The organism is Streptomyces sp. NRRL S-37, from assembly GCF_000721605.1.
Taxonomy (GTDB): Bacteria; Actinomycetota; Actinomycetes; order Streptomycetales; family Streptomycetaceae; genus Streptomyces.
The window spans coordinates 23,859-48,494 of record NZ_JOIZ01000029.1 but is presented as its reverse complement, the minus strand read 5'-3'; the positions used below and the strand labels follow the sequence as shown (position 1 = coordinate 48,494).

Annotated in this window: 21 protein-coding genes; 13 read left to right on the top strand and 8 right to left on the bottom strand. The window is 72.4% G+C overall.

Annotated features, from left to right (window positions below; translation table 11 throughout):
• Window positions 1-30 precede the first annotated feature (30 nt).
• Together IH50_RS0132695 and IH50_RS38155 are read right to left on the bottom strand one after the other, a co-directional pair.
• Window positions 31-636, bottom strand: coding sequence for a response regulator transcription factor (locus IH50_RS0132695; RefSeq protein WP_030870643.1), 606 nt, complete (start codon window positions 634-636; stop codon window positions 31-33).
• 79 nt (window positions 637-715) lie between these two features.
• Window positions 716-1,195, bottom strand: coding sequence for an SDR family NAD(P)-dependent oxidoreductase (locus IH50_RS38155; RefSeq protein ID WP_037873285.1), 480 nt, complete (start codon window positions 1,193-1,195; stop codon window positions 716-718).
• A 184-nt stretch (window positions 1,196-1,379) separates the two neighbouring features.
• Here IH50_RS38155 and IH50_RS0132685 point away from each other — a divergent pair, with 184 nt between their 5' ends.
• Window positions 1,380-2,366: a LuxR C-terminal-related transcriptional regulator gene (locus IH50_RS0132685; RefSeq protein ID WP_030870636.1), complete on the top strand. Its 987-nt coding sequence runs from the start codon at window positions 1,380-1,382 to the stop codon at window positions 2,364-2,366.
• A gap of 31 nt (window positions 2,367-2,397) precedes the next feature.
• Here IH50_RS0132685 and IH50_RS0132680 read toward each other — a convergent pair whose 3' ends face one another.
• Window positions 2,398-2,658 carry a hypothetical protein gene (locus IH50_RS0132680; protein ID WP_030870632.1) on the bottom strand — a complete coding sequence of 87 codons (261 nt, stop codon included), beginning with the start codon at window positions 2,656-2,658 and terminating at the stop codon, window positions 2,398-2,400.
• Window positions 2,659-2,891: 233 nt separating this feature from the next.
• On the opposite strand from IH50_RS0132680, the gene miaB reads away from it, so the two are divergent.
• Together miaB and IH50_RS0132670 are read left to right on the top strand one after the other, a co-directional pair.
• Window positions 2,892-4,409: a tRNA (N6-isopentenyl adenosine(37)-C2)-methylthiotransferase MiaB gene (gene miaB, locus IH50_RS0132675; protein ID WP_030870628.1), complete on the top strand. Its 1,518-nt coding sequence runs from the start codon at window positions 2,892-2,894 to the stop codon at window positions 4,407-4,409.
• A 110-nt stretch (window positions 4,410-4,519) separates the two neighbouring features.
• Window positions 4,520-5,233, top strand: a complete 714-nt coding sequence (locus tag IH50_RS0132670) for a class III extradiol dioxygenase subunit B-like domain-containing protein (RefSeq protein ID WP_030870625.1) — start codon at window positions 4,520-4,522, stop codon at window positions 5,231-5,233.
• A gap of 187 nt (window positions 5,234-5,420) precedes the next feature.
• On the opposite strand, the gene IH50_RS0132665 is transcribed toward IH50_RS0132670, so the two are convergent.
• Window positions 5,421-5,693, bottom strand: a complete 273-nt coding sequence (locus IH50_RS0132665; RefSeq protein WP_030870624.1) for an antitoxin — start codon at window positions 5,691-5,693, stop codon at window positions 5,421-5,423.
• Window positions 5,694-5,716: 23 nt separating this feature from the next.
• Window positions 5,717-5,986 (bottom strand): hypothetical protein, encoded by a 270-nt coding sequence (locus IH50_RS0132660; protein ID WP_030870620.1) that lies wholly within the window; start codon window positions 5,984-5,986, stop codon window positions 5,717-5,719.
• A 183-nt stretch (window positions 5,987-6,169) separates the two neighbouring features.
• Between IH50_RS0132660 and miaA the strand changes: the two genes are divergently transcribed.
• From miaA to hflX, 6 genes are all read left to right on the top strand, one after another.
• Window positions 6,170-7,108 carry a tRNA (adenosine(37)-N6)-dimethylallyltransferase MiaA gene (gene miaA / locus IH50_RS0132655; protein WP_030870616.1) on the top strand — a complete coding sequence of 313 codons (939 nt, stop codon included), beginning with the start codon at window positions 6,170-6,172 and terminating at the stop codon, window positions 7,106-7,108.
• Window positions 7,109-7,216: 108 nt separating this feature from the next.
• Window positions 7,217-7,723 (top strand): hypothetical protein, encoded by a 507-nt coding sequence (locus IH50_RS0132650; protein ID WP_030870612.1) that lies wholly within the window; start codon window positions 7,217-7,219, stop codon window positions 7,721-7,723.
• A 124-nt stretch (window positions 7,724-7,847) separates the two neighbouring features.
• A complete protein-coding gene (gene dapF, locus IH50_RS0132645; protein ID WP_030870609.1) occupies window positions 7,848-8,717 on the top strand; it encodes a diaminopimelate epimerase in 870 nt (289 codons plus the stop codon).
• Window positions 8,718-9,016: 299 nt separating this feature from the next.
• The gene (locus IH50_RS0132640) at window positions 9,017-11,179 is read left to right on the top strand and encodes a RelA/SpoT family protein (RefSeq protein WP_030870606.1); all 2,163 of its coding nucleotides are present in this window, start codon (window positions 9,017-9,019) and stop codon (window positions 11,177-11,179) included.
• A 544-nt stretch (window positions 11,180-11,723) separates the two neighbouring features.
• On the top strand, window positions 11,724-13,196 hold the full coding sequence (locus IH50_RS0132635) for a M1 family metallopeptidase (protein ID WP_051767539.1): 1,473 nt from the start codon (window positions 11,724-11,726) through the stop codon (window positions 13,194-13,196).
• A gap of 159 nt (window positions 13,197-13,355) precedes the next feature.
• Complete coding sequence (hflX, locus tag IH50_RS0132630) at window positions 13,356-14,849, top strand: GTPase HflX (protein ID WP_030870602.1); 1,494 nt, start codon at window positions 13,356-13,358, stop codon at window positions 14,847-14,849.
• 69 nt (window positions 14,850-14,918) lie between these two features.
• On the opposite strand, the gene IH50_RS0132625 is transcribed toward hflX, so the two are convergent.
• Both IH50_RS0132625 and IH50_RS0132620 read right to left on the bottom strand, forming a co-directional pair.
• Window positions 14,919-16,127, bottom strand: a complete 1,209-nt coding sequence (locus tag IH50_RS0132625) for a trypsin-like serine peptidase (RefSeq protein WP_030870599.1) — start codon at window positions 16,125-16,127, stop codon at window positions 14,919-14,921.
• Window positions 16,128-16,224: 97 nt separating this feature from the next.
• Window positions 16,225-17,436 (bottom strand): trypsin-like serine peptidase, encoded by a 1,212-nt coding sequence (locus IH50_RS0132620; RefSeq protein ID WP_030870596.1) that lies wholly within the window; start codon window positions 17,434-17,436, stop codon window positions 16,225-16,227.
• Window positions 17,437-17,989: 553 nt separating this feature from the next.
• Between IH50_RS0132620 and IH50_RS0132615 the strand changes: the two genes are divergently transcribed.
• The 3 genes from IH50_RS0132615 to IH50_RS0132605 all read left to right on the top strand — a co-directional run bounded on the left by IH50_RS0132615 (window position 17,990) and on the right by IH50_RS0132605 (window position 22,629).
• On the top strand, window positions 17,990-19,825 hold the full coding sequence (locus IH50_RS0132615; RefSeq protein WP_030870594.1) for an IucA/IucC family protein: 1,836 nt from the start codon (window positions 17,990-17,992) through the stop codon (window positions 19,823-19,825).
• Window positions 19,720-20,391 carry a GNAT family N-acetyltransferase gene (locus IH50_RS0132610; protein ID WP_037873300.1) on the top strand — a complete coding sequence of 224 codons (672 nt, stop codon included), beginning with the start codon at window positions 19,720-19,722 and terminating at the stop codon, window positions 20,389-20,391. Before IH50_RS0132615 ends, IH50_RS0132610 begins: the two co-directional genes overlap by 106 nt.
• A gap of 249 nt (window positions 20,392-20,640) precedes the next feature.
• Window positions 20,641-22,629 carry an ATP-dependent DNA helicase gene (locus IH50_RS0132605; RefSeq protein WP_030870593.1) on the top strand — a complete coding sequence of 663 codons (1,989 nt, stop codon included), beginning with the start codon at window positions 20,641-20,643 and terminating at the stop codon, window positions 22,627-22,629.
• A gap of 145 nt (window positions 22,630-22,774) precedes the next feature.
• Here the strand turns inward: IH50_RS0132605 and lexA are convergent, their stop codons facing one another.
• Complete coding sequence (gene lexA / locus IH50_RS0132600) at window positions 22,775-23,542, bottom strand: transcriptional repressor LexA (protein WP_030870592.1); 768 nt, start codon at window positions 23,540-23,542, stop codon at window positions 22,775-22,777.
• A gap of 528 nt (window positions 23,543-24,070) precedes the next feature.
• Here lexA and nrdR point away from each other — a divergent pair.
• Window positions 24,071-24,628, top strand: coding sequence for a transcriptional regulator NrdR (gene nrdR / locus IH50_RS0132595; protein ID WP_030870589.1), 558 nt, complete (start codon window positions 24,071-24,073; stop codon window positions 24,626-24,628).
• Window positions 24,629-24,636: the final 8 nt, after the last annotated feature.

The window sequence follows — 24,636 nt, the reverse complement described above, 5'->3', positions numbered from 1 at the left end:
CCCACCGTGCCGGGGCAGGCGCGCGTCCGCTCACAGCAGACCGTGTTCCCCGGCGATGCGCGCCGCGTCGAACCGGTTGCGCCCCCCGAGCTTCTTGATGGCCGCCGACGTCAGATTGCGCACGGTGCCCGACGCCAGGTACAGCTCGCCCGCGATCTCCTTCACGGTCGCCCCGCCGGCCGTCAGCCGCAGCACGTCCACCTCCCGCACGCTCAGCGTCGTCTCCCCGACCGCCACCGGCCGCAGCAGCGACGGATCGACGGTCAGACAGCCGCCCGCCACCCCCATCAGCGTCGTCACCAGCTGGGGGAGCCGGGCGTTCTTCGGCACGACACCGAGCGCGCCGGCCGCCACCGCCCGGTCCACCACCGACGGCGTGGCCGCCCCCACCATCAGCGCGACCCCGCACTTGGGATGGTGACTGCGTACGTCGGTGGCGATGCGCAGCGCCCGGCCGGCCATCGTGGACTCGCCGAGCAGCAGCACGGTGGGCCGGTGCCGCTCCACCGCCGGCAGCACCGCGTCGCACGCCGTGGCCAGCCCCACCACCTCCAGCCCGTCGACGCCGTTGAGCGTCTCGGCGAAGGCCTCCAGGACGAGTTGGTGATCACCTGCGACGACTATCCGTATCGACATGCTGAACCCCCGTGCGGACGGACGGTAGAAGGACTCCTGGGCGGCAGGCCCGCGGCCTGCGCGCATTGCTGACGGACCGTCAGCGGGCGGGCGGCCGGGTGAACCGCCTGACCAGCCGGTCCGCGACCGAACGGGCCACCCGTTCGCGGTCGGCCTCGTCCCGGCCCGTGTCGATCTCGATGTGCTCGGCCCCGGCCGGCAGGGACGCCGCGACGACCGCCGACACGGTGCGGAAGGCCCGGGCCAGGCCCTCGCCGCCGGCGTCCGGCGGGACCACCACGAGGCACGCGGCCACCGGGCCCAGTTCGGCGGCGATCTGACGGGGCAGGGCACCGAGTGTTTCCGGCCGGGTGACGTCCACCTGGTAGGGGAGCGCCACCAGACCGACGTCGGCCAGCTCCTTGCACAGGAACGCCGCGCTGGTGGCGGCGTCGTCGTCCCGGCCCGGATGCCCCGCGCCGACCACCGCCACGGCCGCGCCGGCCGCACTCAGCCGGGTGGCCACGGTGCGGCCGACTCCGGTGGTCGCGTCTATGACGAGCACGACACGGCCGTTCAACGGAGGGACGACAAACGCGTCTGCGTGCGACACCGGAACTCCTGAGCGGGTAGCGTGGCGGGAACGTGAAGGATCTACGGGGGTGCTTCGCCGGGCGTGCGGTGCTGCCCCCGTCCCGCGCCGCGGACCGTCCCGTCCGGCGTGGAGCCGGGTCCGGGCATGTGGTTCAAGGGGGAAACACCACGTGGACGACGTATCTCCGCTCGACCAGCGAACGCTTGCCGTCTACCGCGCGATCCTGTTCCACAAGGAACACGATCCGGACAGACTCGCCGACCTCCTCGGCATCGCCACCGACGAGGTGGGGGAGGCACTCGCCCGGCTGTCCGAGCTGTCCCTCCTCGCCCCGTCCGGGGACTCGCCCGGGGCGCTGCGCGCGGTGAACCCGTCGCTCGGCCTGAAGGTCCTGCTCCAGCGGGAACAGGACGAACTGGCCTGGCGGCAACAGCGCATCGAGCAGAACCGGGCCGCGCTGGCGGCACTCGCCGCCGAGTACACGGCGTCGGGCGGGTCCGGCTCGGACGGCACGGAACAGCTCGACAACGTGGACGAGATCCGTACCCGGCTGGAGGCCCTCGCGGAGTCCTGCCGGCACGAGTCCCTGGTCTTCCACCCCGTGGGCGGGCTGTCGGAGGAGGCGATCGAGGCGTCCCGGCCGCTGAACGAGCGGGCACTCGCCCGGGGCGTCCGGTTCCGTTCGATCTACCTGGACAGCGCCGTCAACGACCGGGTGACGAGGGCGCACGCGCAGTGGATGGCCGAGCACAACAGCGAGATCCGCACGTCCCCGACCCTGCCGATGCGGCTGCTGATCGTCGACACGACCGCGGCGATCGTGGCCGGGCTGCCCGATCAGGCGGGCCCCTCGGCGCTGCTGTTCAACAGCCGGCCGGTGGTGCTCGCCATGCGGGCGCTGTTCGAGGCGTACTGGGAGCACGCGGCCCCGTTCCATGAGAAGAACTCCTCCGAGGACGATCCGCACGGGCTGACTCCGCAGGAGCGCAAGCTGCTCCAGCTGCTGTCCACCGGCCTCACCGACGAGGCGGTGGCACGGATGCTCGGCATCGGTGTGCGCACGGAGCGGCGGATCATGGCCGAGCTGATGGAACGGCTCGGTGCGTCCAGCCGCTTCGAGGCGGGAGTGCAGGCGGCCCGCCGGCAGTGGATCTGACAGGCGGCCGCCCGGCGTCACCGGCAGGTGGTCACGGCGTGACCGGCGGGGTCCAGGTGAAGTCGTCGGGGTGCGCCGGGCCCCAGGTGAAGTCGCCGGGCGTGCCGGGGAGGTACGGCCGTCCACCGCCGATCGGCTCGGTCGGCGGCGTCCAGGTGAAGTCCTGCGGTGCGGCCACCGGCCCCCGCCCGGCCCCGTCGGCGGCCTGTGCGGGCACGGCCCAGGCGAGCGTGGTGAGGACGGCGGCGGCGGTGAGCGTGACGGCCGCGGTACAACGGTTGGTACGGAACATTCGGTGTTCTCCATCCCATGCGTGACTCAGTACCGGTTGCGGTGATGCGCATGGAGCCGGTGGTGCTCGTAGCTCCCCCGGGCCGGTCCGCGTTCCCCGCGCTTTCCGGCCGCTGCCAAGAGATAACCATCACGCCACCCCCGCTGTCCGCATCCGGCCAGGCCAGGAAGCTGCCTGGCAGGGAGTTGCCCACCGGGCCGAGGCGGTCCGCGGCACCGCCTACCCTTGTGGGCATGAGCAGCATCGACCGGAGCCAGTCAGTGGGCGGCACGCGCACCTATGAAGTACGCACCTACGGGTGCCAGATGAACGTCCACGACTCCGAGCGGTTGTCCGGGCTGCTGGAGGACGCGGGCTACGTCCGCGCCCCCGAGGGCTCCGACGGCGACGCCGACGTCGTCGTCTTCAACACCTGCGCCGTCCGGGAGAACGCCGACAACAAGCTGTACGGCAACCTCGGCCACCTCGCCCCGAAGAAGGCGAGCCGCCCCGGCATGCAGATCGCGGTCGGCGGCTGCCTCGCGCAGAAGGACCGCGACACCATCGTGAAGCGGGCGCCCTGGGTCGACGTCGTCTTCGGCACGCACAACATCGGCAAGCTGCCCGTCCTCCTGGAGCGCGCCCGCGTGCAGGAGGAGGCGCAGGTCGAGATCGCCGAGTCGCTGGAGGCGTTCCCCTCCACGCTGCCCACCCGGCGCGAGAGCGCCTACGCGGCCTGGGTCTCCATCTCCGTCGGCTGCAACAACACCTGCACCTTCTGCATCGTTCCCGCGCTGCGCGGCAAGGAGAAGGACCGCCGCCCCGGCGACATCCTCGCCGAGATCGAGGCCCTGGTCGCCGAGGGCGTCTCCGAGATCACCCTGCTCGGGCAGAACGTCAACGCGTACGGGTCCGACATCGGCGACCGCGAGGCGTTCAGCAAGCTGCTGCGGGCCTGCGGCACCATTGACGGCCTGGAGCGCGTCCGCTTCACCTCGCCGCACCCGCGCGACTTCACCGACGACGTCATCGCCGCCATGGCCGAGACGCCGAACGTGATGCCGCAGCTCCACATGCCGCTCCAGTCCGGCTCCGACCCGGTCCTGAAGGCGATGCGCCGCTCCTACCGGCAGGAGCGCTACCTCGGGATCATCGAGAAGGTCCGCGCCGCCATCCCGCACGCGGCGATCAGCACCGACATCATCGTGGGCTTCCCCGGCGAGACCGAGGAGGACTTCCAGCAGACCCTGCACGTGGTGCGCGAGGCCCGCTTCGCGCAGGCGTTCACCTTCCAGTACTCCAAGCGGCCCGGCACCCCGGCCGCCGAGATGGACGGCCAGATCCCCAAGCAGGTCGTCCAGGAGCGCTACGAGCGCCTCGTCGCCCTCCAGGAGGAGATCTCCTGGGAGGAGAACAAGAAGCAGGTCGGCCGCACCCTGGAGCTGATGGTCGCCGAGGGCGAGGGCCGCAAGGACGGTGCCACCCACCGCCTCTCCGGCCGCGCCCCCGACAGTCGCCTGGTGCACTTCACCAAGCCGGAGCAGGAGGTGCGCCCCGGCGACGTGGTCACCGTCGAGATCACCTACGCCGCCCCGCACCACCTCCTCGCCGAGGGCGCGGTGCTCGACGTGCGCCGCACCCGCGCGGGGGACGCCTGGGAGAAGCGCACCACCGAGAAGGCCGCTCAGCCCTCCGGCGTACTGCTCGGTCTGCCCAAGGTGGGCGTGCCCGAGCCGCTGCCGGCGGTCACCGGGGGCTGCGCCGTCGACTGACCGGACCGGTCACCCACCGCCCGCGGTACAGCCTCACGGAGCGCGTCCGGGGCACGGACGGCCCGTGAGGCGGGGGTGCCGTTCCGGGCCTCCGCAGTAGGCTGTCGATCATGCTTGTCGCCGCCGCAGTCTGCCCGTGCCCGCCGCTGCTCGTGCCGGAGGTCGCCGCAGGGGCCGCTCCCGAGCTGGACACCGCGCGGGCCGCGTGCACGGACGCGCTGGGTGTGCTCGGCGCCGCCCGGCCCGATCTGCTCGTGGTCGTGGGACCGGGGGACGGTGCCGGGCCCGAGACCTACCCGGAGGGCACCCCGGGATCCTTCCGGGGCTTCGGCGTCGGCCTGGACGTACGGCTGGGACGGGGCGAGGGCACACCCGGGCGGGAGCTCCCGTACGGGCTGGCCGTGGGCGCCTGGCTGCTGGACCGCACCGGCTGGGCGGACACCCCCGTGGAGGGACTGGCCGTGGGGGAGTCCCTCACGGCCGAGCGGTGCGCCGAGACGGGGGAGGCCCTCGCCGGCCGGGCGGAGCGGGTCGCGCTGCTGGTGATGGGTGACGCCAGCGCCTGCCGCACACTCAAGGCACCCGGCTACCTCGACGAGCGCGCGGCCCCCTTCGACGCGGAACTCGCACGCGCGCTGGGCGCGGCCGACACCGGGGCCCTGCGAGCGCTGGACACCGGACTGGCCCGCGAACTGAAGGTCTCCGGCCGGGCCCCCTGGCAGGTACTCGCCGGCGCGGCGGCCGGAAACCCGGCCCTGAAGGGCACACTGCTCCACGAGGACGCCCCCTACGGGGTCGGCTACCTCGTGGCTGTCTGGGCATAGGCGGACTGCCGCCGGGGAGAACGCGGCGGACGGCCGGGGCCCGGGGTACGTGCTGTTTCACGAGGGCGTTTCCTGCGGGGCCGGTCACCTCGTGGCCGCCTGGGCGCAGGCGGGCTGCCGCAGGGGAGAACGCGGCGGACGGCCGGGAACCCTCGGTGTGTTCCGCGGCCGTCCGCCGGTGTGCCGCTCAGGAAGTGGGCGGCGGCCCGGCCGGCGGCGTGGTCGTGCCGCCCGCGCCCGAGCCGGGGTCGTTCTTGTGCGCGAGCCGGTCCACGGCGCCCTTGGCCTTGCCCGTACCCGTCCGGATCCGGTCGCTGTACTTTCCCTTGGTCCGCTCGTCGACGGTCCGCGCGGCCTTGTCCAGACCGTGCTGGATCCTGTCCTCGTGCTGGTGCGCGAGGTCGGAGACCTTGTCCTTGGCCGGGCCGAGTCCGGCCTTCAGATTGTCCAGGAGACCCATGATGTACCTTCCCTCACGACCCTCTACGTGCGGGCGCCCTCACCGGTCTCGCTGCCGGCCGCCTCGGCGGACTGCTGCTTGGGGATCTCGACGGTGTCGGTGCCGGTGACCTCGCCGGCCTCCTTCTCCGCCGGCCCGGTGGTCTCCGGCGCCTCGGCCGGCCCCTTCGGCTCCGCGGCCCCGGCCGCGCTCTCCGTGCCGGCCCCGGCCGCCGCCTCGCCGGCCCGGACCTCGGCGGTCCGCGTCTCCTCCGTGGCCTTCGACCTCCGAAAAAGCCGTGCAAAAACGCCCATATCCACTCCATACGTTACTCGTGCGGGCGAAATCCCGCGTCGCCCGGTGCATCCGCTCGTGTGACCCGGGCCACCGCCCCCTGTGATCCGGCGGCAGGAACCTCGCAACGGGCAACGACCCGGCGACCGTCGCGTCACGTAACCCGTTCGAGGACCGGACGGGAGGTTTGCGAGACTGGATCAGTGAGCAGCGCACCCCTCGCCCCCCGCGTCATCGCCGTCGTCGGCCCCACGGCGGCCGGAAAGTCCGATCTGGGCGTATTCCTGGCCCAGCGGCTCGGCGGCGAAGTCGTCAACGCCGACTCCATGCAGCTCTACCGGGGGATGGACATCGGCACCGCCAAGCTGACGCCCGGGGAACGCGGCGGCGTCCCGCACCACCTGCTCGACATCTGGGACGTCACCGTCACCGCGTCCGTCGCCGAGTACCAGCGGCTGGCCCGGGAGCGGATCGACGCGCTGCTCGCCGAGGGGCGCTGGCCCGTCCTCGTCGGCGGTTCCGGCCTCTACGTCCGCGGCGCCGTCGACAACCTGGAGTTCCCCGGCACCGACCCCGAGGTCAGGGCCCGCCTGGAGGAGGAGCTCACGCTGCGCGGCCCGGGGGCGCTGCACGCGCGCCTCGCCGTGGCGGACCCGGAGGCCGCGCGGGTGATCCTGCCGAGCAACGGCCGCCGCATCGTCCGCGCGCTCGAGGTCATCGAGATCACCGGAAGACCCTTCACGGCCAACCTCCCCGGCCACGACTCGGTCTACGACACCCTCCAGATCGGTGTCGACGTGGCCCGCCCCGAACTGGACGAGCGCATCGCCCGCCGGGTGGACCGGATGTGGGAGGCCGGCCTCGTGGAGGAAGTACGCGCACTGGAGGCGCAAGGGTTGCGCCAGGGGCGTACGGCGTCGCGCGCGCTCGGCTACCAGCAGGTGCTCGCGGCGCTCGCCGGGGAGTGCACCCTCGAGGAGGCGCGGTCCGAGACCGTCCGTGCCACCAAGCGCTTCGCGCGCCGTCAGGATTCATGGTTCAGGCGCGATCCCCGGGTGAACTGGTTGAGTGGGGCCGCGGCGGACCTGACGGAACTTCCGCAGCTCGCGTTGTCGTTGGTCGAACGACCGGTTACAGCCTGATCACGTCCTGGCATCGGGACGCCCAGGCCGTCATCCGGGCCTGTGGCGCCGTGCCATCATCGAGCTTCGATCGACCAGTGGAGTCCTAAGTTGGGAGGGCGCGTGGCGATGGAGGCCGGCCCTCGCGACACCGCACACGGCACCGAACACCTCACCACCGAGCGGGGTGCACCGGAGCAGGAGACGACCGACCGCCTCAGTCCGGACGGACCGGACGAGACGCAGGGCGGCGTGACCGACGACGGCCCCGAGCCGGACGAGATGTTCGCGGGCGGGGACGAGGTCGAGGTCGAGCTGCGCCCGCAGCGCCGGCTGCGCATCTGGCAGCTCGCGCCGATCGTCGGGCTGGCCGCGGTCGGCTCCCTGATGTTCGCCTTCCCGCTCGCCTTCGACTTCGGCGACAGCGGCGCCGTGATCGCCATGCTGGGGCTGCTGATCTGCTCCTGCGCGGCCGGCTGGGGCATGATGGCCGCCCGCAGGGCGGGCTCCACCTGGCCGGGCCTGCCGGCCCGCGGCTCCGGCCGCAGACCCGACTGGCGGGTGGTGACCGCCTACGTCGTGATGGTCGCCGCGGTGGTGGCCCTGGCCGTGTGGCGGGTGGCCAGGCTCCGCTGAGCAGTGCCGAGGAGGGCGGCGCCCGAAGGAAAGGGGCGCGGAACCGCGCGGCCGGCCCTCACCGGGCCCGCACGGAACCGCGTCCTCCCGGCGCCCCGACGGAGTGTTCTCGTACGATCGAGGAATGAGCACGCGGATCGCCTTCCTCAAGGGCCACGGCACGGAGAACGACTTCGTGATCGTCCCGGACCCCGAGAACGCCATCGACCTGTCCCCGGCCGCCGTCGCCGCCCTGTGCGACCGCCGCGCGGGCATCGGCGGCGACGGACTGCTGCACGTGGTGCGGTCCGCGGCCCACCCCGAGGCACGGCACATGGCGGCCGAGGCCGAGTGGTTCATGGACTACCGCAACGGCGACGGCTCGGTCGCGGAGATGTGCGGCAACGGGGTGCGGGTGTTCGCGCGCTACCTCCAGCGCGCCGGACACGTGTCCGCGGGAGACACCGCGATCGCCACGCGTGGGGGAGTGAAGACCGTCCACATCGCCAAGGACGGGGACATCACCGTCGGCATGGGCCGGGCGCTGCTCCCCGAGGGCGACGTCACCGTGAGCGTCGGCGGGCGCAGCTGGCCCGCGCGGAACGTGAACATGGGCAATCCGCACGCCGTGGCCTTCGTGGACGACCTGGCCCACGCGGGCGACCTGTCCACCCCGCCCCCCTTCAGCCCGGCCGCCGCCTACCCGGACGGCGTGAACGTGGAGTTCGTCGTCGACCGCGGCCCGCGGCACGTGGCGCTGCGGGTGCACGAGCGCGGGTCCGGCGAGACCCGCTCCTGCGGCACAGGCGCGTGCGCGGTCGCCGTGGCCGCCGCCCGCCGCGACGGTGCCGACCCGAAGGTCACCGGCACCCCCGCGACGTACACCGTCGATGTGCCCGGCGGCACCCTCGTGATCACCGAACGGCCCGACGGCGAGATCGAGATGACCGGTCCGGCGGTGATCGTCGCCGAGGGCGTGATCGAGCCCGAGTGGCTGGAGAACGCCCTGCGCTGACCGGAGCACCGGCTCAGGATCGCGGCTTCCGGCCTGCTGGACGGAAACATCCGCAGGTCCGGAAGGCTGATCGCCTTCAAGATCATGGAGGATCCCCGGTCCGATGGCGTGAAAAGGACCTCCGGCCGTCCTTCCCTCGATGGGGTGATCCGTTTCACGCTCGGCCGGAGGCGGTCAGCCCGAGGGGGTCCGGCTCGGTAGCATCAAGCACCGGCCCGGACGGGGGGCGAACGCCGTCTCCCGAGCCCGAGTCCGCCCTGGGGCGCGCCGTCCGCCGGTCCACGCAGCCGGAGGTGCCCATGAACGCGGAGGCCGTGAACCCTGCGACCCCAGGCCCTGTGACATCTGGTCACGTCACGCCCACGGGGTCGCGCAGGAAGTCCCGCCCCCGGCTCGACCTGCGCCGGCTGGGCCGTGCCGCGCTGCTCGGCCCCGCCGCCCGCGACCGGCTCCCCGACGCCATCGGACACGTGGTGGACGCCCACCGTGCCCACCATCCCGACGCCGACCTCGAACCCCTGCGCCGTGCCTACCTGTTGGCCGAGTCCTCCCATCGCGGCCAGATGCGCAAGAGCGGTGAGCCGTACATCACGCACCCGCTCGCGGTGACCCTGATCCTCGCCGAACTCGGCGCCGAGACCACGACGTTGACCGCCTCCCTGCTCCACGACACCGTCGAGGACACGGAGGTGACGCTCGATCAAGTCGGTGAGCAGTTCGGCGAGGAGGTCCGCTACCTCGTCGACGGCGTCACCAAGCTGGAGAAGGTCGACTACGGCGCCGCCGCCGAGCCCGAGACCTTCCGCAAGATGCTCGTCGCCACCGGCAACGACGTCCGCGTGATGTCGATCAAACTCGCCGACCGGCTGCACAACATGCGCACCCTCGGCGTGATGCGCCCGGAGAAACAGGAACGCATCGCCAAGGTGACACGTGACGTCCTGATCCCCCTCGCCGAACGGCTCGGCGTCCAGGCGCTCAAGACGGAACTGGAGGACCTGGTCTTCGCGATCCTCCACCCCGAGGAGTACGAGCACACACGCGAGTTGGTCGTCCGCAACGCCGCCCGCGCGGACGACCCGCTCGCCGACGTCGCCGACGACGTGCGCACGGTGCTCCGCGAGGCCGACATCACCGCCGAAGTCCTCATCCGCCCGCGCCACTTCGTCTCCGTGCACCGGGTTTCCCGCAGACGAGGGGCACTGCGCGGCGCCGACTTCGGCCGTCTGCTGGTGCTGGTGAACGAGGACGCCGACTGCTACGGCGTCCTGGGCGAGCTCCACACCTGCATGACGCCCGTGGTCTCGGAGTTCAAGGACTTCATCGCCGTACCGAAGTTCAACCTGTACCAGTCGCTGCACACCGCCGTGGCCGGTACGGACGGACAGGTCGTCGAAGTCCTCATCCGCACCCACCAGATGCACAAGGTCGCCGAGGCCGGGGTCGTCGCCCTCGGCAACCCCTACGCCGCACCGCCGGAGGAGCAGTCCGCGAGCGACGGCGAACGCGTCGACCCCACCCGGCCCGGCTGGCTCTCCCGGCTGCTGGAATGGCAGCGGGCCGCGCCCGACCCCGACACCTTCTGGTCCACCCTGCGCGAGGACCTCGCCCAGGACCGCGAGATCGCCGTGTTCCGCCCCGACGGCGGCACCCTGGGCCTGCCCGAGGGAGCGACCTGCGTGGACGCCGCCTACGCCCAGTACGGCGAGGACGCCCACGCGTGCATCGGGGCCAGGGTCAACGGCCGGCTGGCGACGCTGAGCACCGTCCTCAAGGACGGCGACACCGTTCAGTTGCTCATGGGCCAGGACGCGGCCTCCGAGCCCTCCAGGGAGTGGCTGGAGCACGCCCACACCCCCGCCGCGCGGATCGCCATCCAGCGGTGGCTGACCGCCCACCCCGCACCGGACGAGGCGGCCGGGGCCGTACCGGAGGAGGCCGCCCGGCCCCTCACCGGTGACCCCGCCCCGTCACCGGCCCCGGACGCCCCGGACCCCGGTCGTCCCACCGCCGCCCAGGTCCTGGTCGACCGGGACGGCGCGACCGTACGGCTCGCCGGCTGCTGTACGCCCGTACCGCCCGACGAGGTGACCGGTTTCGCCGTACGCGGGGGAGCGGTCACCGTGCACCGGGTGGAGTGCGCCGGGGTGGCGCGCATGAAGAGCGCGGGGCGCGCGGAGGTCGGCGTGCGCTGGGGGGAGGGTGCCGAGTGCCGGGTCACGCTGGTCGCGGAGTCCTTCGTCCGTCCGCATCTGCTCGCGGACCTCACCGAGGCCATGGCCCTCGAAGGCGCCGAGATCGTCTCCGCGACCGTCGAACCCCCGGACCGCCAGCAGGTGCGGCACACCTACACCGTGCACCTGCCGGACGCCGCCCACCTGCCCACCCTCATGCGCGCGATGCGCAACGTGGCCGGTGTGTACGACGTGAGCCGGGCCCAGCGGCAGGCGTCGGGCGCCTGACCGGGGCACGGAGCCTCCGAGCGGCGGTGTGATTACCCGATCGGGTGGGTCGAAAGCGCGCCGTCACCACACCGCACGCGCACGCTGATAGCCGTGGTGAATGCTCACCCCCCACGCCCCCGGCCCGCACGGCCGGCCGCCCGCCGACCACGACTCCCGGCCCGGGACACCCCACAGCCACCTGTCCCAGGCCCGGACGACACCCAGCCACGTCCCGTACGGCCGGCCGTCGGCGAGCCACGGCCCCCGGCCCGGGACACCCGGCAGCGACCTGTCCCCCGGCCGGGCCGCATCCAGCCAGGACCCGCACAGCCGGTCCCCACTCGACCACGGTTCCCCGGCCGGGGCCCCTGACGGCCGCGCGTCCCAGGACCGGACGGCGCACGGCCATCGCCACCAGGACCAAGCACACCAGCAGGCTGTCCGGACCCGGGCACCGCGCGGGCACGCCGTCCAGGCCCGGGCGCCCCGAGACCAGGCCGCCCGGGACCGGAGCACCCGCGCCGGAGGCGGTCACGCACGTCGGCGCCGGGCGGTCGCCGCGCTGCTCGCCTCCGCCGTCTCCGTCTGCCTGGTCGCCGCGAGTGCCCCCGCCGTTCCGCTCGGCCTCGGTGACCGGCTCTTCCCGTACCTGGGCAACCCCGGGTACGACGTGCTGTCGTACGACATCGCCCTCGACTACCCGGGCCGCAACGACCGGCCGCTCGAAGCCGTCACCACGATCGACGCCCGCCTCACCGCCGGCCTGGACCGGATCAACCTCGACTTCGCCCACGGCACGGTCCGCTCCGTCGAGGTCGACGGGGCCCGGGCCGGCTTCACCCGTGCCGGGGAGGACCTGGTGATCACACCCGAGGACCCTCTGGACGAGGGCGAGCGGGCCCGGATCACCGTCCGGCACACCAGCGACCCCGTGGCCGCCGAGGACCGCGAGGGCGGCTGGGTGCGCACCACGGACGGCCTCGCCATGGCCAACCAGGCCGACGCCGCCCACCTGGTGTTCCCGTGCAACGACCACCCCTCGGACAAGGCGGTGTTCACCTTCCGGATCACCGCCCCCGACGGCCACACGGTGGTGGCCAACGGTCTGCCGGCCGAGGTCGGCCGCACGCGCGGGGCCGCCACCTGGACGTACCGGACCCGCCACCCCATGGCCACCGAACTCGCGCAGGTCTCCATCGGCCGTTCCACCGTCCTGCACCGCGCCGGCCCGCACGGGCTGCCCCTGCGGGACGTCGTGCCCACCGCCCACCGCGCGAAGCTCGAACCCTGGCTGGCGAAGACCCCCGCCCAGATCTCCTGGATGGAGAAGAGGACCGGCCGCTACCCGTTCGAGACCTACGGCCTGCTCCTCGCCGACGCGTCCACCGGCTTCGCGCTGGAGACCCAGACCCTCTCCCTCTTCGAACGCGACCTGTTCACCGACCCGGCCCTCCCCGCCTGGTACGTCGAGTCGATCATGGTGCACGAGCTGGCCCACCAGTGGTTCGGCGACAGCGTCAGCCCCCGCACCTGGTCCGACCTGTGGCTCAACGAGGGGCACGCCACCTGGTACGAGGCGCTGTACGCGCAGGAGCGGGGCGGCAGAACCCTCGAGGCCCGGATGAAGGCCGCCTACGAGGCCTCCGACGGCTGGCGCGCGGCCGGCGGACCGCCCGCCGCGCCCAAGCCCCCGGAGCCCGGCCGGAAGATCGGCATCTTCCGGCCGAACATCTACTCCGGCGCCGCCCTCGTGCTGTACGCCCTGCGCGAGGAGATCGGCCGCACCGCCTTCGAACGCCTGGAACGCGACTGGGTCACCCGCCACCGCGACGGCACCGCCTCCACCTCCGACTTCGTCCGGCTGGCGTCCCGCACCGCCGGACGCGACCTGACCGGCTTCCTGCACCCCTGGCTGTACGGGGCCACGACCCCGCCGATGCCCGGCCACCCTGAATGGAAGTCCGCGGCCCGGTCCGCGACACCCGCCCGGCGGCCGGTCGTGCCCGTGCATCGACCGGGCGCGGGCCGGGAATAACACGGTGACGAGACGGGCCGTACCGTGCGACCATCGTCAGGTCCGCACGGCACGGGACACGGGAATCTCCCGGGCACCCCGGACGTTGTGGACAGTGACGGAGGATCCCACGGACCGGCTCCGTCGCCGCATACGGTCACCCAACGACGTAAGGACCCAATGACCTCCTCTTCTTCCCCTTCCCAGGACACCAAGCGCTTCGCGCACACCTACCCCGAGGGTCTTCGGGCCGATGCCCTGATGGAAGAGGACGTCGCCTGGAGCCTCGAGATCGACGGAGAGCGGGACGGCGACCAGTTCGACCGCTCCGAGCGTGCGGCCCTGCGCCGTGTCGCGGGCCTCTCCACCGAGCTCGAGGACGTCACCGAGGTCGAGTACCGGCAGCTCCGCCTGGAGCGGGTCGTGCTCGTCGGCGTGTGGACCTCGGGAACCGTGCAGGACGCGGAGAACTCCCTGGCCGAGCTCGCCGCCCTCGCGGAGACGGCCGGCGCCCTCGTCCTCGACGGTGTGATCCAGCGCCGCGACAAGCCCGACGCCGCCACCTACATCGGCTCCGGCAAGGCGCAGGAGCTGCGCGACATCGTGCTCGACACGGGCGCGGACACCGTCATCTGCGACGGTGAGCTCAGCCCCGGCCAGCTGATCCACCTCGAGGACGTCGTCAAGGTCAAGGTCATCGACCGCACGGCCCTGATCCTCGACATCTTCGCCCAGCACGCCAAGTCCCGCGAGGGCAAGGCGCAGGTCGCGCTCGCGCAGATGCAGTACATGCTGCCGCGACTGCGCGGCTGGGGTCAGTCGCTGTCCCGGCAGATGGGCGGCGGCAAGGGCGGCGGCCTCGCCACCCGCGGTCCCGGTGAGACCAAGATCGAGACGGACCGGCGACGGATCCGCGAGAAGATGGCGAAGATGCGCCGGGAGATCGCGGAGATGAAGACCGGCCGCGAGATCAAGCGCCAGGAACGCAGGCGCCACAAGGTGCCGTCCGTGGCCATCGCGGGCTACACCAACGCCGGCAAGTCCTCGCTGCTCAACCGCCTCACGGGCGCGGGCGTCCTGGTCGAGAACGCCCTGTTCGCGACCCTCGACCCGACCGTGCGCCGGGCCGAGACCCCCAGCGGGCGGCTGTACACGCTGGCCGACACCGTCGGATTCGTCCGGCACCTGCCGCACCACCTGGTCGAGGCGTTCCGCTCCACGATGGAGGAGGTCGGCGACGCCGACCTGATCCTGCACGTGGTGGACGGTTCGCACCCGGTCCCCGAGGAGCAGCTCGCCGCCGTGCGCGAGGTGATCAGGGACGTCGGCGCCACCGACGTACCCGAGATCGTCGTGATCAACAAGGCCGACGCGGCCGACCCGCTGACCCTCCAGCGGCTGCTGCGGACGGAGAAGCGCTCCATCGCGGTCTCGGCCCGTACCGGCCGGGGCATCACGGAGCTGCTCGCGCTGATCGACGACGAGCTGCCCCGCCCGTCCGTGGAGATCGAGGCGCTCGTGCCGTACACCCACGGCAAGCTGGTCGCCCGCGCCCATGACGAGGGCGAGGTGATCTCCGAGGAGCACACCCCGGAGGGCACCCTGCTCAAGCTCCGGGTGCACGAGGAGCTGGCGGCGGAACTCACGCCGTACGTCCCGACCCCGGCCGGCTGAGCCCACTCACGGCAGAACGAAGGCCCGCCCCCCGCTCACGGCGGGGGGCGGGCCTTCGTCATGTGCGGATCACCGACCGCCGTAGGTCCTGCTCATGTTCTGGTACAACGCCTCGGCGTCCTCACCGAGCTGCGGGCCCGCCAGCCAGGTGTTGTCCAGCGGGCCGATCGAGGTGTTGGAGACCAGCACCGTCTTGCCGTTCAGCACCCGGAACCAGCCGCCGCCGGACGAGCCGCCGGTCATGGAGCAGCCGATGCGGTACATCGTCGGCAGACCGGAGCCGAGCGAGAACCGGCCCGGAGCGTCGAGGCACTTGAACATCTGCAGGCCGTCGTAGGGCGGCGCGGCCGGGTACCCCCAGGCGCCCATCTCGCCCGCCTCCGCCGCGGACGGTGCGGAGAAGTCCACGTCCAGCGCGGCGCCGACCGTCTCCTCCAGGGACTTGGCGCCCTGCTCCGGCTTCACGTGCAGCACCGCGTAGTCGTACGCCGCTCCGTCGCCGCCGGACTGCGAACCGCCCTGGATCCAGCCGTTGGACGTCGAGGCCCAGTCCGCCCACCAGTTGCCGTAGGGAGCGATCTCGGTGGCACTCGCGCCGCTCAGGTCCGCCGAGGACCGGCCGAGGTCGTTGTAGGCCGGCACGAAGACGAGATTGCGGTACCAGCCGCCGTCGCCGCCGGCGTGGACGCAGTGTCCGGCCGTCCAGACGAGGTTGGACCTGCCCGGGTGGTTCACGTCCTTGATCACGGTGCCGGAGCAGACGGCGGGACCCTCGGGGGAGTCGAAGAACACCTTGCCGACCGGCGCCGCGTTCTCGTGGTACGGCGTCTTCTCGGCCTCCGCCCGGACCTGGTCCGGCTCCGGGTCGCTGACGCCCTGGGCCGCCGTCGCGTCCTTGACCGAGACGGTCTTGTCGGCCTCCTTCGCGGACCGCATCCGGTCGGGCTTCCACAGGCCCTCGATCACCGGGTTGACGAAGTCCTCGGCCTCACTGAGCCACTTGTCCTTGTCCCAGTCCTTCCAGGCGCCGTTCTTCCACGTGTCGACGTCGATCCCGTGCTCCTTGAGCCGGTCCGCGATGTCGGACGGGATCCTCACCTCGCCGCTGCCGCTGTCGGCGGCCTGCGAGGTGGCGGCGTCGGGCTTGTCGTCCGCCTCGTCCTTCCCGGAACCGCCGCACGCGGTCGCGGTGAGCGCCAGGGCGGCTACCAGGCCGGAGGCGGTGAGGACGGTGCGCCGGCCACGCCCGAGCGGCGCGGACGTACGTGTGGAACCCATGGTGCGATGACCCCCGTTGAAACGAATGAATGTCGTACCGCGTGCTGATGGCCCGCCCGGTCCCGCGCGCGGTGGCACACGGGACCGGGCACACCGGTCACTGCCCGGCGAACTTCCCGCTGACCGCGTCGTACACGCCCTTGGCCTCGTCACCCAGGCGCGGACCGGCCAGCCAGCCCGCCGTCACCGGGCCGATGGAGGTGTTGGACACCAGCGCCGGCTTCCCGTCCGAACCCGTCGCGACCCAGCCGCCACCGGACGAACCGGCGGTCATGCTGCACCCGATGCGGTACATCGTCGGGTCCGACGCGCTGAGCGACAGCCGGCCCGGCTCGTCCTGGCAGTTGTACAGCGTCTGGCCGTCGTACGGCGGGGCGGCCGGGTAACCGATCGCCGTGATCTCCTCCACCTCCGGCACCGCGGGAGCGTCGAAGTCCACCGGCAGCGCCGAACCGACCGTCTCCTCCAGCGACTTGCCGTCGCCGCCCTCCTCCGGCGTCACATGGATGACCGCGAAGTCGTACGGGGCGCCGTCACCGCCCGTGGAGCCGCCCTGCTCGATCCACTGGTCCGAGGTCTGCGCCCAGTCACCCCACCAGACGCCGTACGGAGCGACCTCCTCCTTCGTGGCGGTCTCCAGCTCCTTCGCCGACCTGCCCGCGTCGTTGTACGACGGCACGAAGGCGATGTTGCGGTACCAGCCGCCCTTCTTGCCCGCGTGCACACAGTGGCCCGCCGTCCACACCATGTTGGACTTGCCCGGGTTGGCCGGGTCCTGCACGACCGTGGCCGAGCAGACCATCGTGCCCTCGGGGGAGTCGAAGAACACCTTGCCCGCCGTGGGGGCGTTGGCGTGGTACGACGGGGCGATGGCCTCCGCCTGCACCGGTTCCGGAGTCGGGTCCGTCACGCCCTGGTCACCGGAGATGTCGCTCTCGTCGACCCCCTGGTCCGGTTCCTCCGCGTCCCGCATGCGGTCCGGGTCCCACAGGCCCTCGATGATCGGGTTGACGTAGTCCTGCGCCTCGCGCAGCCAGTCGTCCTTGCTCCAGTCCTTCCAGGCGCCGTTCTTCCACTTGTCGAGGTCGATCCCGTGCTCCTTGAGCCGGTCCTTGATGTCGTCCGGGATCTTGAGCTTGCCGTCGTCGGCGGCCGCGGAGGTCTCGGCGCTCGCGTCGGTGTCCCCCGACTCGCAGGCGGTGGCGGTGAGAGCGAGCGCCGAGGCGAGCGCGACAGCGGCCAGGACGGGGGAGGTACGGCGTGCGCTCCCCCCTCGACGGGCGGTGGACGACGGCCGTATGGATCGCATGATCTGACTCCCCCTGAAATGAACGGGCTTGGTGCTTCGGCCGTGGTTCCGCCCCTGGTCCGAACGGAGTTCGGGGACGCTCCCACGGACTTCGGGAACGGCACCACACACTATGCGCTCGCTGTGGGGGACGTCCGGCGGAACGGCAACGGTTCGGCTACAAGCCACCTGACCTGGCCGATCTTCCGGAGACACGCCGATGTGAGGCCGACGGGCCACAAGTCGCCGGCCCAGGGGGGCCGGTGATCCCGGAGCAACCCGTAACCCGGTGGGCGGTCCGCGGTTGGTAGCGGTGGGGGGTCCGCTGCCCGCACGCGGCTTCCCCCGTGCCGTGGTGCGGCGGGAGCGCAGGGGAGGACGGAGGACGGTGGCGGAATCCACGGACGAGGAACAGGCCGCCGCGGTCCTGGACCGGTTCGCCGACGCCCCGCACACGGCGGCTCGCGACCGCTCCGCCCGCCGCCACGACACGCACGAGGAGACCGGCGCCCCGAAGGCCGTCCCGCACGGACGGGCCGACCCCGCCACCGCACCACCCCCACGAGGACCCGCCTTGCACACGACCCCCGCACCCGCCGACCGCCCGAGCTCCCCGGTACCGCACCAGCACCGGAAACCGCCCGGCACCGACCGGCACAGAGGCACCGGCGCCTGCCCCTTGGACCATCCCGACCCGCGCGGGGCGGCCCACGCGGCGGTCACGGAGAACCTTCTGCGCTGCTGGGTACGCGAAACCGGCGTCCGCGCTCCGGGCGGTGACATCCTGTGCCTCCCCCTGCCGGCCAGTGGCACGGCCCTTCTCGTCCCCGTCCTGTACTGGTCCCCCACGGGCTGGCACCGCTTCGGCCCGCCCTGGCTGGCCGACGCCCCCGACCCCGCCCCGCCCGTCGACGCCGTTCTGCTCGCCGCCCTCCTCAGCAGGGAGAACGCCAGCATTCCGGCACCGGCCGGCGACGGCACCGACCTGGTCGCGCGGGTCGCCGACTCCGTACGGCGTACCGCCGCCTTCGTCGGTGACCGGCGGGCGGACACGGCCGACACCCCCGACCTCTTCCTCGCCGCCGAACAGTCACTCGTCCTCGGGCATCCGCTGCACCCGGACCCGAAGAGCCGCGAGGGCCTCACCGACGCCGAGGCACAGCGGTACTCGCCCGAGTCCCGCGGCTCCTTCCCGCTGCACTGGATCGCCGTCGCCCCGGCGCTGCTCGCCGCCGACTCCGCCTGGACCGAGCGCGGACGCCCCGTCACCGCGGCCCGTCTCACCGCACGTCTCGCCGGCCCCGGACTGCCGCTGCCCGACGGCTACGCGGCCCTCCCCGTCCACCCCTGGCAACTGAACCAGGTCCGCCACCGCCCCGGGACCGCCGCGCTGCTGGACGCCGGACTGCTCCGCGACCTCGGCGGCCACGGCGACCCCTGGTACCCCACCTCCTCCGTACGCACCGTCCACCGGACCGGGGCCCCGGCCATGCTCAAGCTGTCGCTGGGCCTGCGCATCACCAACTCCCGCCGGGAGAACCTCCGTAAGGAACTCCACCGAGGGGTCGAGGTCCACCGCCTGCTGCGCACCGGACTGTCCCAGCGGTGGCGGGCCGCGCACCCCGGCTTCGACATCGTCCGGGACCCGGCCTGGATCGCCGTGAACACACCGGCCGGCGACCCCGTGCCCGGACTCGACGCGGTGATCCGGCACAACCCGTTCCGGCCGTACGACGACGTCGCCTGCGTCGCCGGACTGCTCTCGCCGCGGCCCCGCCCCAGTGGCCGTACGGGATCCCGGCTGGCCGAGATCGTCACCCGTCTCGCCGCCCGCACGGGGCGGCCGTCCGGGGCCGTCGCCGCCGAGTGGTTCCTGCGGTACCTGGAACACGTGGTGCGGCCCGTGCTGTGGCTGGACGGAGAGGCCGGCATCGCCCTCGAGGCACACCAGCAGAACACCCTGCTTCTGCTGGACGCCGACGGCTGGCCCGCGGGCGGACGTTACCGGGACAACCAGGGCTACTACTTCCGCGCGTCGCGACGCGCGGAACTCGACGCCCGGCTGCCCGGCATCGGGGAACACAGCGACACCTTCGTCTCCGACGAGGTCACCGACGAACGCTTCGCCTACTACCTGGGCATCAACAACGTCCTCGGTCTCATCGGCGCCTTCGGCTCCCAGCGCCTGGCCGACGAACGGCTGCTGCTCGCCGCCCTCCGCCGGTTCCTCACCGGAGTCTCGTCCGGACCGGCCCGGACGAGCAGCACCCTGCCCTCCCGTCTGCTGGATTCACCCGTCCTGCGCTGCAAGGCGAACCTGCTGACCCGGCTGCACGGCCTCGACGAACTCGTCGGCCCGGTCGACACCCAGTCCGTCTACGTCACCATCGCCAACCCCCTGCACTCATGAGGTCCGTCCCCCTCGGTGACTGGGGCCCGGCCAGGACCCCCGCAGGCCTGTTCCAGTTGGTCCCCGTCCGTGTCGAACGCGATCTGCTCCTTTTGTCACGGTGGATGAACGACCCCGCCGTCGCCGTGTTCTGGGAACTCGCCGGACCGCCGGCCGTGACGGCCGGCCATGTGCGGTCCCAGCTCACCGGTGACGGACACAGCGTTCCGTGCCTCGGCGTCCTGGACGGAACGCCGATGAGCTACTGGGAGATCTACCGCGCGGATCTCGATCCCCTGGCCCGCCACTACCCGGCCCGACCGCACGACACCGGACTCCACGTCCTCATCGGCGCCGCCGGCGACCGGGGGCGGGGCCTCGGCAGCATCCTGCTCAGGACGGTCGCCGACCTCGCCCTCGCCAGGAGGCCCGCCTCGCCACGCGTCGTCGCGGAACCCGACCTTCGCAACATCCCCTCCGTCACCGCCTTCCTCAACGCCGGCTTCCACTTCTCGGCCGAGATCGATCTGCCCGCCAAACGGGCCGCCCTCATGGTCCGGGACCGTGCCCTGTGTCATCTGATGTAGCGCTCCGTGACCGCGTTCTCGAATGTGGTACACCGCTCACGCCACCGCGGTTTCCCTGCGCGCCGCCGCGGTTCCCGCTCACGCCGCGGCGATGTCCGGGCCGCGGGCCCCGGCAGGGTCCGTCCGTACCGAGCCCCGGCGACTCCGCAGCCCTCGCACCGCCCGACAGAGGAGCCCCGTCTTGACCACGTCCCCAGCCCCCGCCGTGATCGCACGAATGTCAGTGCCGGGCCGTAGGGTGGTCGCGCTATGACGAAGCCCTCACTCTCCGAACTCCTGCACGCCGCCGTCACCGCCGTCGGCGGCACGGAGCGTCCCGGCCAGGTGGCCATGGCCGAAGCCGTCGCCGAGGCGATCGACGACAACGCCCATCTACTGGTCCAGGCCGGTACCGGCACCGGAAAGTCGCTCGGCTATCTGGTGCCCGCGCTCGCGCAGGGGGAGCGGGTGGTGGTGGCGACGGCCACCCTGGCCCTGCAGCGCCAGCTGGTGGAGCGGGACCTGCCGCGCACGGTGGAGTCACTGCACCCGCTGCTGCGCCGCCGCCCGGAGTTCGCGATGCTCAAGGGCCGCTCCAACTACCTGTGTCTGCACCGGCTGCACGAGGGCGTGCCACAGGACGAGGAGGAGGGCCTCTTCGACCAGTTCGAGGCGGCCGCGCCCACCAGCAAGCTGGGCCAGGACCTGCTGCGCCTGCGCGACTGGTCCGACGAGACGGAGACCGGCGACCGGGACGACCTCACGCCGGGCGTGTCCGACCGGGCCTGGTCCCAGGTGTCGGTGTCGTCACGGGAGTGCCTGGGCGCCACGAAGTGCGCCTACGGCGCCGAGTGCTTCGCCGAGACGGCCCGCGAGCGCGCCAAACTGGCCGAGGTGGTCGTCACCAACCACGCTCTGCTCGCGATCGACGCCATCGAGGGCGCGCCGGTGCTTCCGCAGCACGAGGTGCTGATCGTCGACGAGGCCCACGAGCTGGTCTCCCGGGTCACCGGAGTCGCCACGGGGGAGCTCACCCCCGGGCAGGTCAACCGTGCGGTGCGGCGTGCCGCGAAGCTCGTCAACGAGAAGGCCGCCGACCAGCTCCAGACCGCCGCGGAAGGGTTCGAACGGCTGATGGAGCTGGCCCTTCCGGGCCGGCTGGAGGAGATCCCGGAGGACCTCGGATACGCGCTCATGGCGCTGCGCGACGCCTGCCGTACCGTCATCTCCGCCATCGGCAGCACCCGCGACAAGTCCGTCCAGGACGAGGACGCGGTCCGCAAACAGGCGCTGGCCTCCGTGGAGGGCGTCCACGACGTGGCGGAGCGGATCACGAACGGCTCCGAGTGGGACGTCGTCTGGTACGAGCGGCACGACCGCTTCGGAGCGTCCCTGCGGGTCGCCCCGATGTCCGTCTCGGGCCTGCTGCGGGAGAAGCTCTTCACCGACCGCTCCGTCATCCTGACCTCCGCGACGCTGAAGCTGGGCGGCGACTTCAACGGCGTGGGAGCCTCCCTGGGGCTCGGTCCCGAGGGCGCCGAAGGCGATGACCTCCCCCGGTGGAAGGGCGTCGACGTCGGTTCGCCGTTCGACTATCCCCGGCAGGGCATCCTCTACGTCGCGAAGCATCTGGCGCGCCCGGCCCGTGAAGGTGACCGCGGGGACATGCTGGACGAGCTGACCGAGCTGATCCAGGCGGCGGGCGGCCGCACCCTGGGGCTGTTCTCCTCGATGCGGGCCGCCCAGCTCGCCGCCGAGGAGCTGCGCTCCCGCATCCCGGAGTTCCCTATCCTCCTCCAGGGCGAGGAGACGCTCGGCGAACTGATCAAGAACTTCGCGGCCGACCCGAAGACCTGCCTCTTCGGCACCCTGTCGCTGTGGCAGGGGGTCGACGTACCGGGTCCGAGCTGCCAGCTGGTGGTCATGGACAAGATTCCCTTCCCGCGCCCGGACGACCCCTTGATGAGCGCCCGCCAGAAGGCCGTGGAGGAAGCCGGCGGCAACGGCTTCATGGCGGTCGCCGCCACCCACGCGGCGCTGCTGATGGCGCAGGGCGCCGGCCGTCTCGTACGCGCCTCGGGCGACCGGGGCGTGGTGGCCGTACTGGACCAGCGGCTGGCCACGGCCCGGTACGGCAGCTATCTGAAGGCTTCGCTGCCCGACTTCTGGTACACCACGGACCGTAATCAGGTCAGGAAGTCGCTGGCCGCGATCGACGCGGCGGCACAGGAGGCGGAGGCCGGGACGACGGCGCGGTGAGGGAGGTGACGTGCCGCGGCACGCCACCGACCGGCAGCGGCCGCGGTCGGGTCCGTCCGGACAGCACAGGACCCCGGAACCGGCGCAGGGGTCCCGGGGCCCGGTCAGGGGCGGGGCGGCGCTCCGGGCCGGCCCCGCGCCGTGTTCAGACGCGCCGCAGAACGGCCACCACCTTGCCCAGAATGGTCGCGTCGTCACCCGGGATGGGCTCATAGGCCGCGTTGTGCGGGAGCAGCCAGATGTGGCCGTCCTCCCGCTTGAAGCGCTTGACGGTCGCCTCGCCGTCGAGCATGGCCGCGACGATGTCCCCGTTCTCGGCGACCGGCTGGCGGCGGACCGTCACCCAGTCGCCGTCACAGATCGCGGCCTCGATCATGGAGTCGCCCACGACCTTCAGTACGAACAGCTCACCGTCACCGACGAGCTGCCGGGGCAGGGGGAAGACGTCCTCGACGGACTCCTCGGCGAGGATCGGGCCGCCGGCGGCGATACGGCCGACCAGCGGTACGTAGGACGCGGCCGGCTTGCCGGCGGTGTCCGTGGGCTGCACGGAGGCCGCCTGGTCGGAGCCCCGCACCTCGTAGGCGCGCGGGCGGTGCGGGTCGCGGCGCAGGAAGCCCTTGCGCTCCAAGGCCATCAGCTGGTGGGCCACGGAGGATGTGCTGGAGAGACCGACCGCCTGGCCGATCTCGCGCATCGACGGCGGGTAGCCACGACGCTGCACCGAGTCCCTGATGACCTCGATCACCCGGCGCTGGCGGTCGGTGAGTCCTGAGCTGTCCGCCCGGATGCCGGGAGGTCGGCCCGGCAGGGAGCGCCTGTGCCCCTCGGGATTCGTGGCTTCGTTCATCGCGTGCACCGGCTCGATCCGGCCCTGGGCAGTGATGGCGGCACTGTCTGCGGTGGTGGTCACGTCGGCCCCTCTCGATGGTCTCCCTGCAGCACAACGGTAGTTGCTTTCGAAAGGTTGCGCCAAACACACGTTCGAGTGAAAAATCGCGAATTGCTGTACGTCATCTCTCATCGAGGTGTATTGGCCGCCGCGCCTCCCGGCGGGCAGACGGGCCGATTGCTGTACCCTTCACCGCCGGGGCGGTGACCTCGCGGCGGCGGCCCTCAGTCTGCCACCGGGCACCCCGTGGGGCGCGAGGCGACCCCGCTCTCTCCGGGAGTCGCACACCTCCTCCCCGTCTCCGGTACGGCACCCCCTCATCGCGCGGCGTCCGGCGTGTCCTGCCCGCCCCGACGCGCGCGACACACGTGCATGGTGTGGATGTATGAGCCAATCCCCACATCTAGTGGTTGGATTGCGGCAGCGGCCCAGAAGTTGTGGTCCCCCGGGTCTTTGGGCCCTCCGCGATCGCCTATGCTGGTGCTGCTTCGTGAGGCCCGAGAGGCCCTGTGAGGCCATTGAGTCTGCTGTGAGGAGGGTTGGGAGTTCATGCACTGCCCCTTCTGCAGGCACCCCGACAGCCGTGTCGTCGACAGCCGTACGACCGACGACGGCACGTCGATCCGCAGGCGCCGCCAGTGTCCGGACTGCTCCCGTCGTTTCACGACCGTGGAGACGTGTTCGCTCATGGTGGTCAAGCGGTCCGGAGTCACCGAGCCCTTCAGCCGCACCAAGGTCATCAACGGTGTGCGCAAGGCGTGCCAGGGGCGGCCCGTCACCGAGGACGCCCTCGCCCAGCTCGGGCAGCGCGTAGAGGAGGCGGTGCGGGCCACCGGGAGCGCCGAGCTGACCACTCACGACGTGGGGCTGGCCATCCTCGGCCCGTTGCAGGAACTCGACCTCGTCGCCTACCTGCGGTTCGCGTCCGTCTACCGGGCGTTCGACTCGCTGGAGGACTTCGAGGCCGCGATCGCGGAACTCAGGCGGGCGGAGCGGCCCGCCGTGGGCGACGGGGACGGCGAGGGAGCCGCTCCGGGAGGCCAGGAAGACGACAGCGGGTCCGGCGGGACCGCCCAGGTCCCCGAACCCGCTCCCGCCGCCGGCTGACCGGCGGG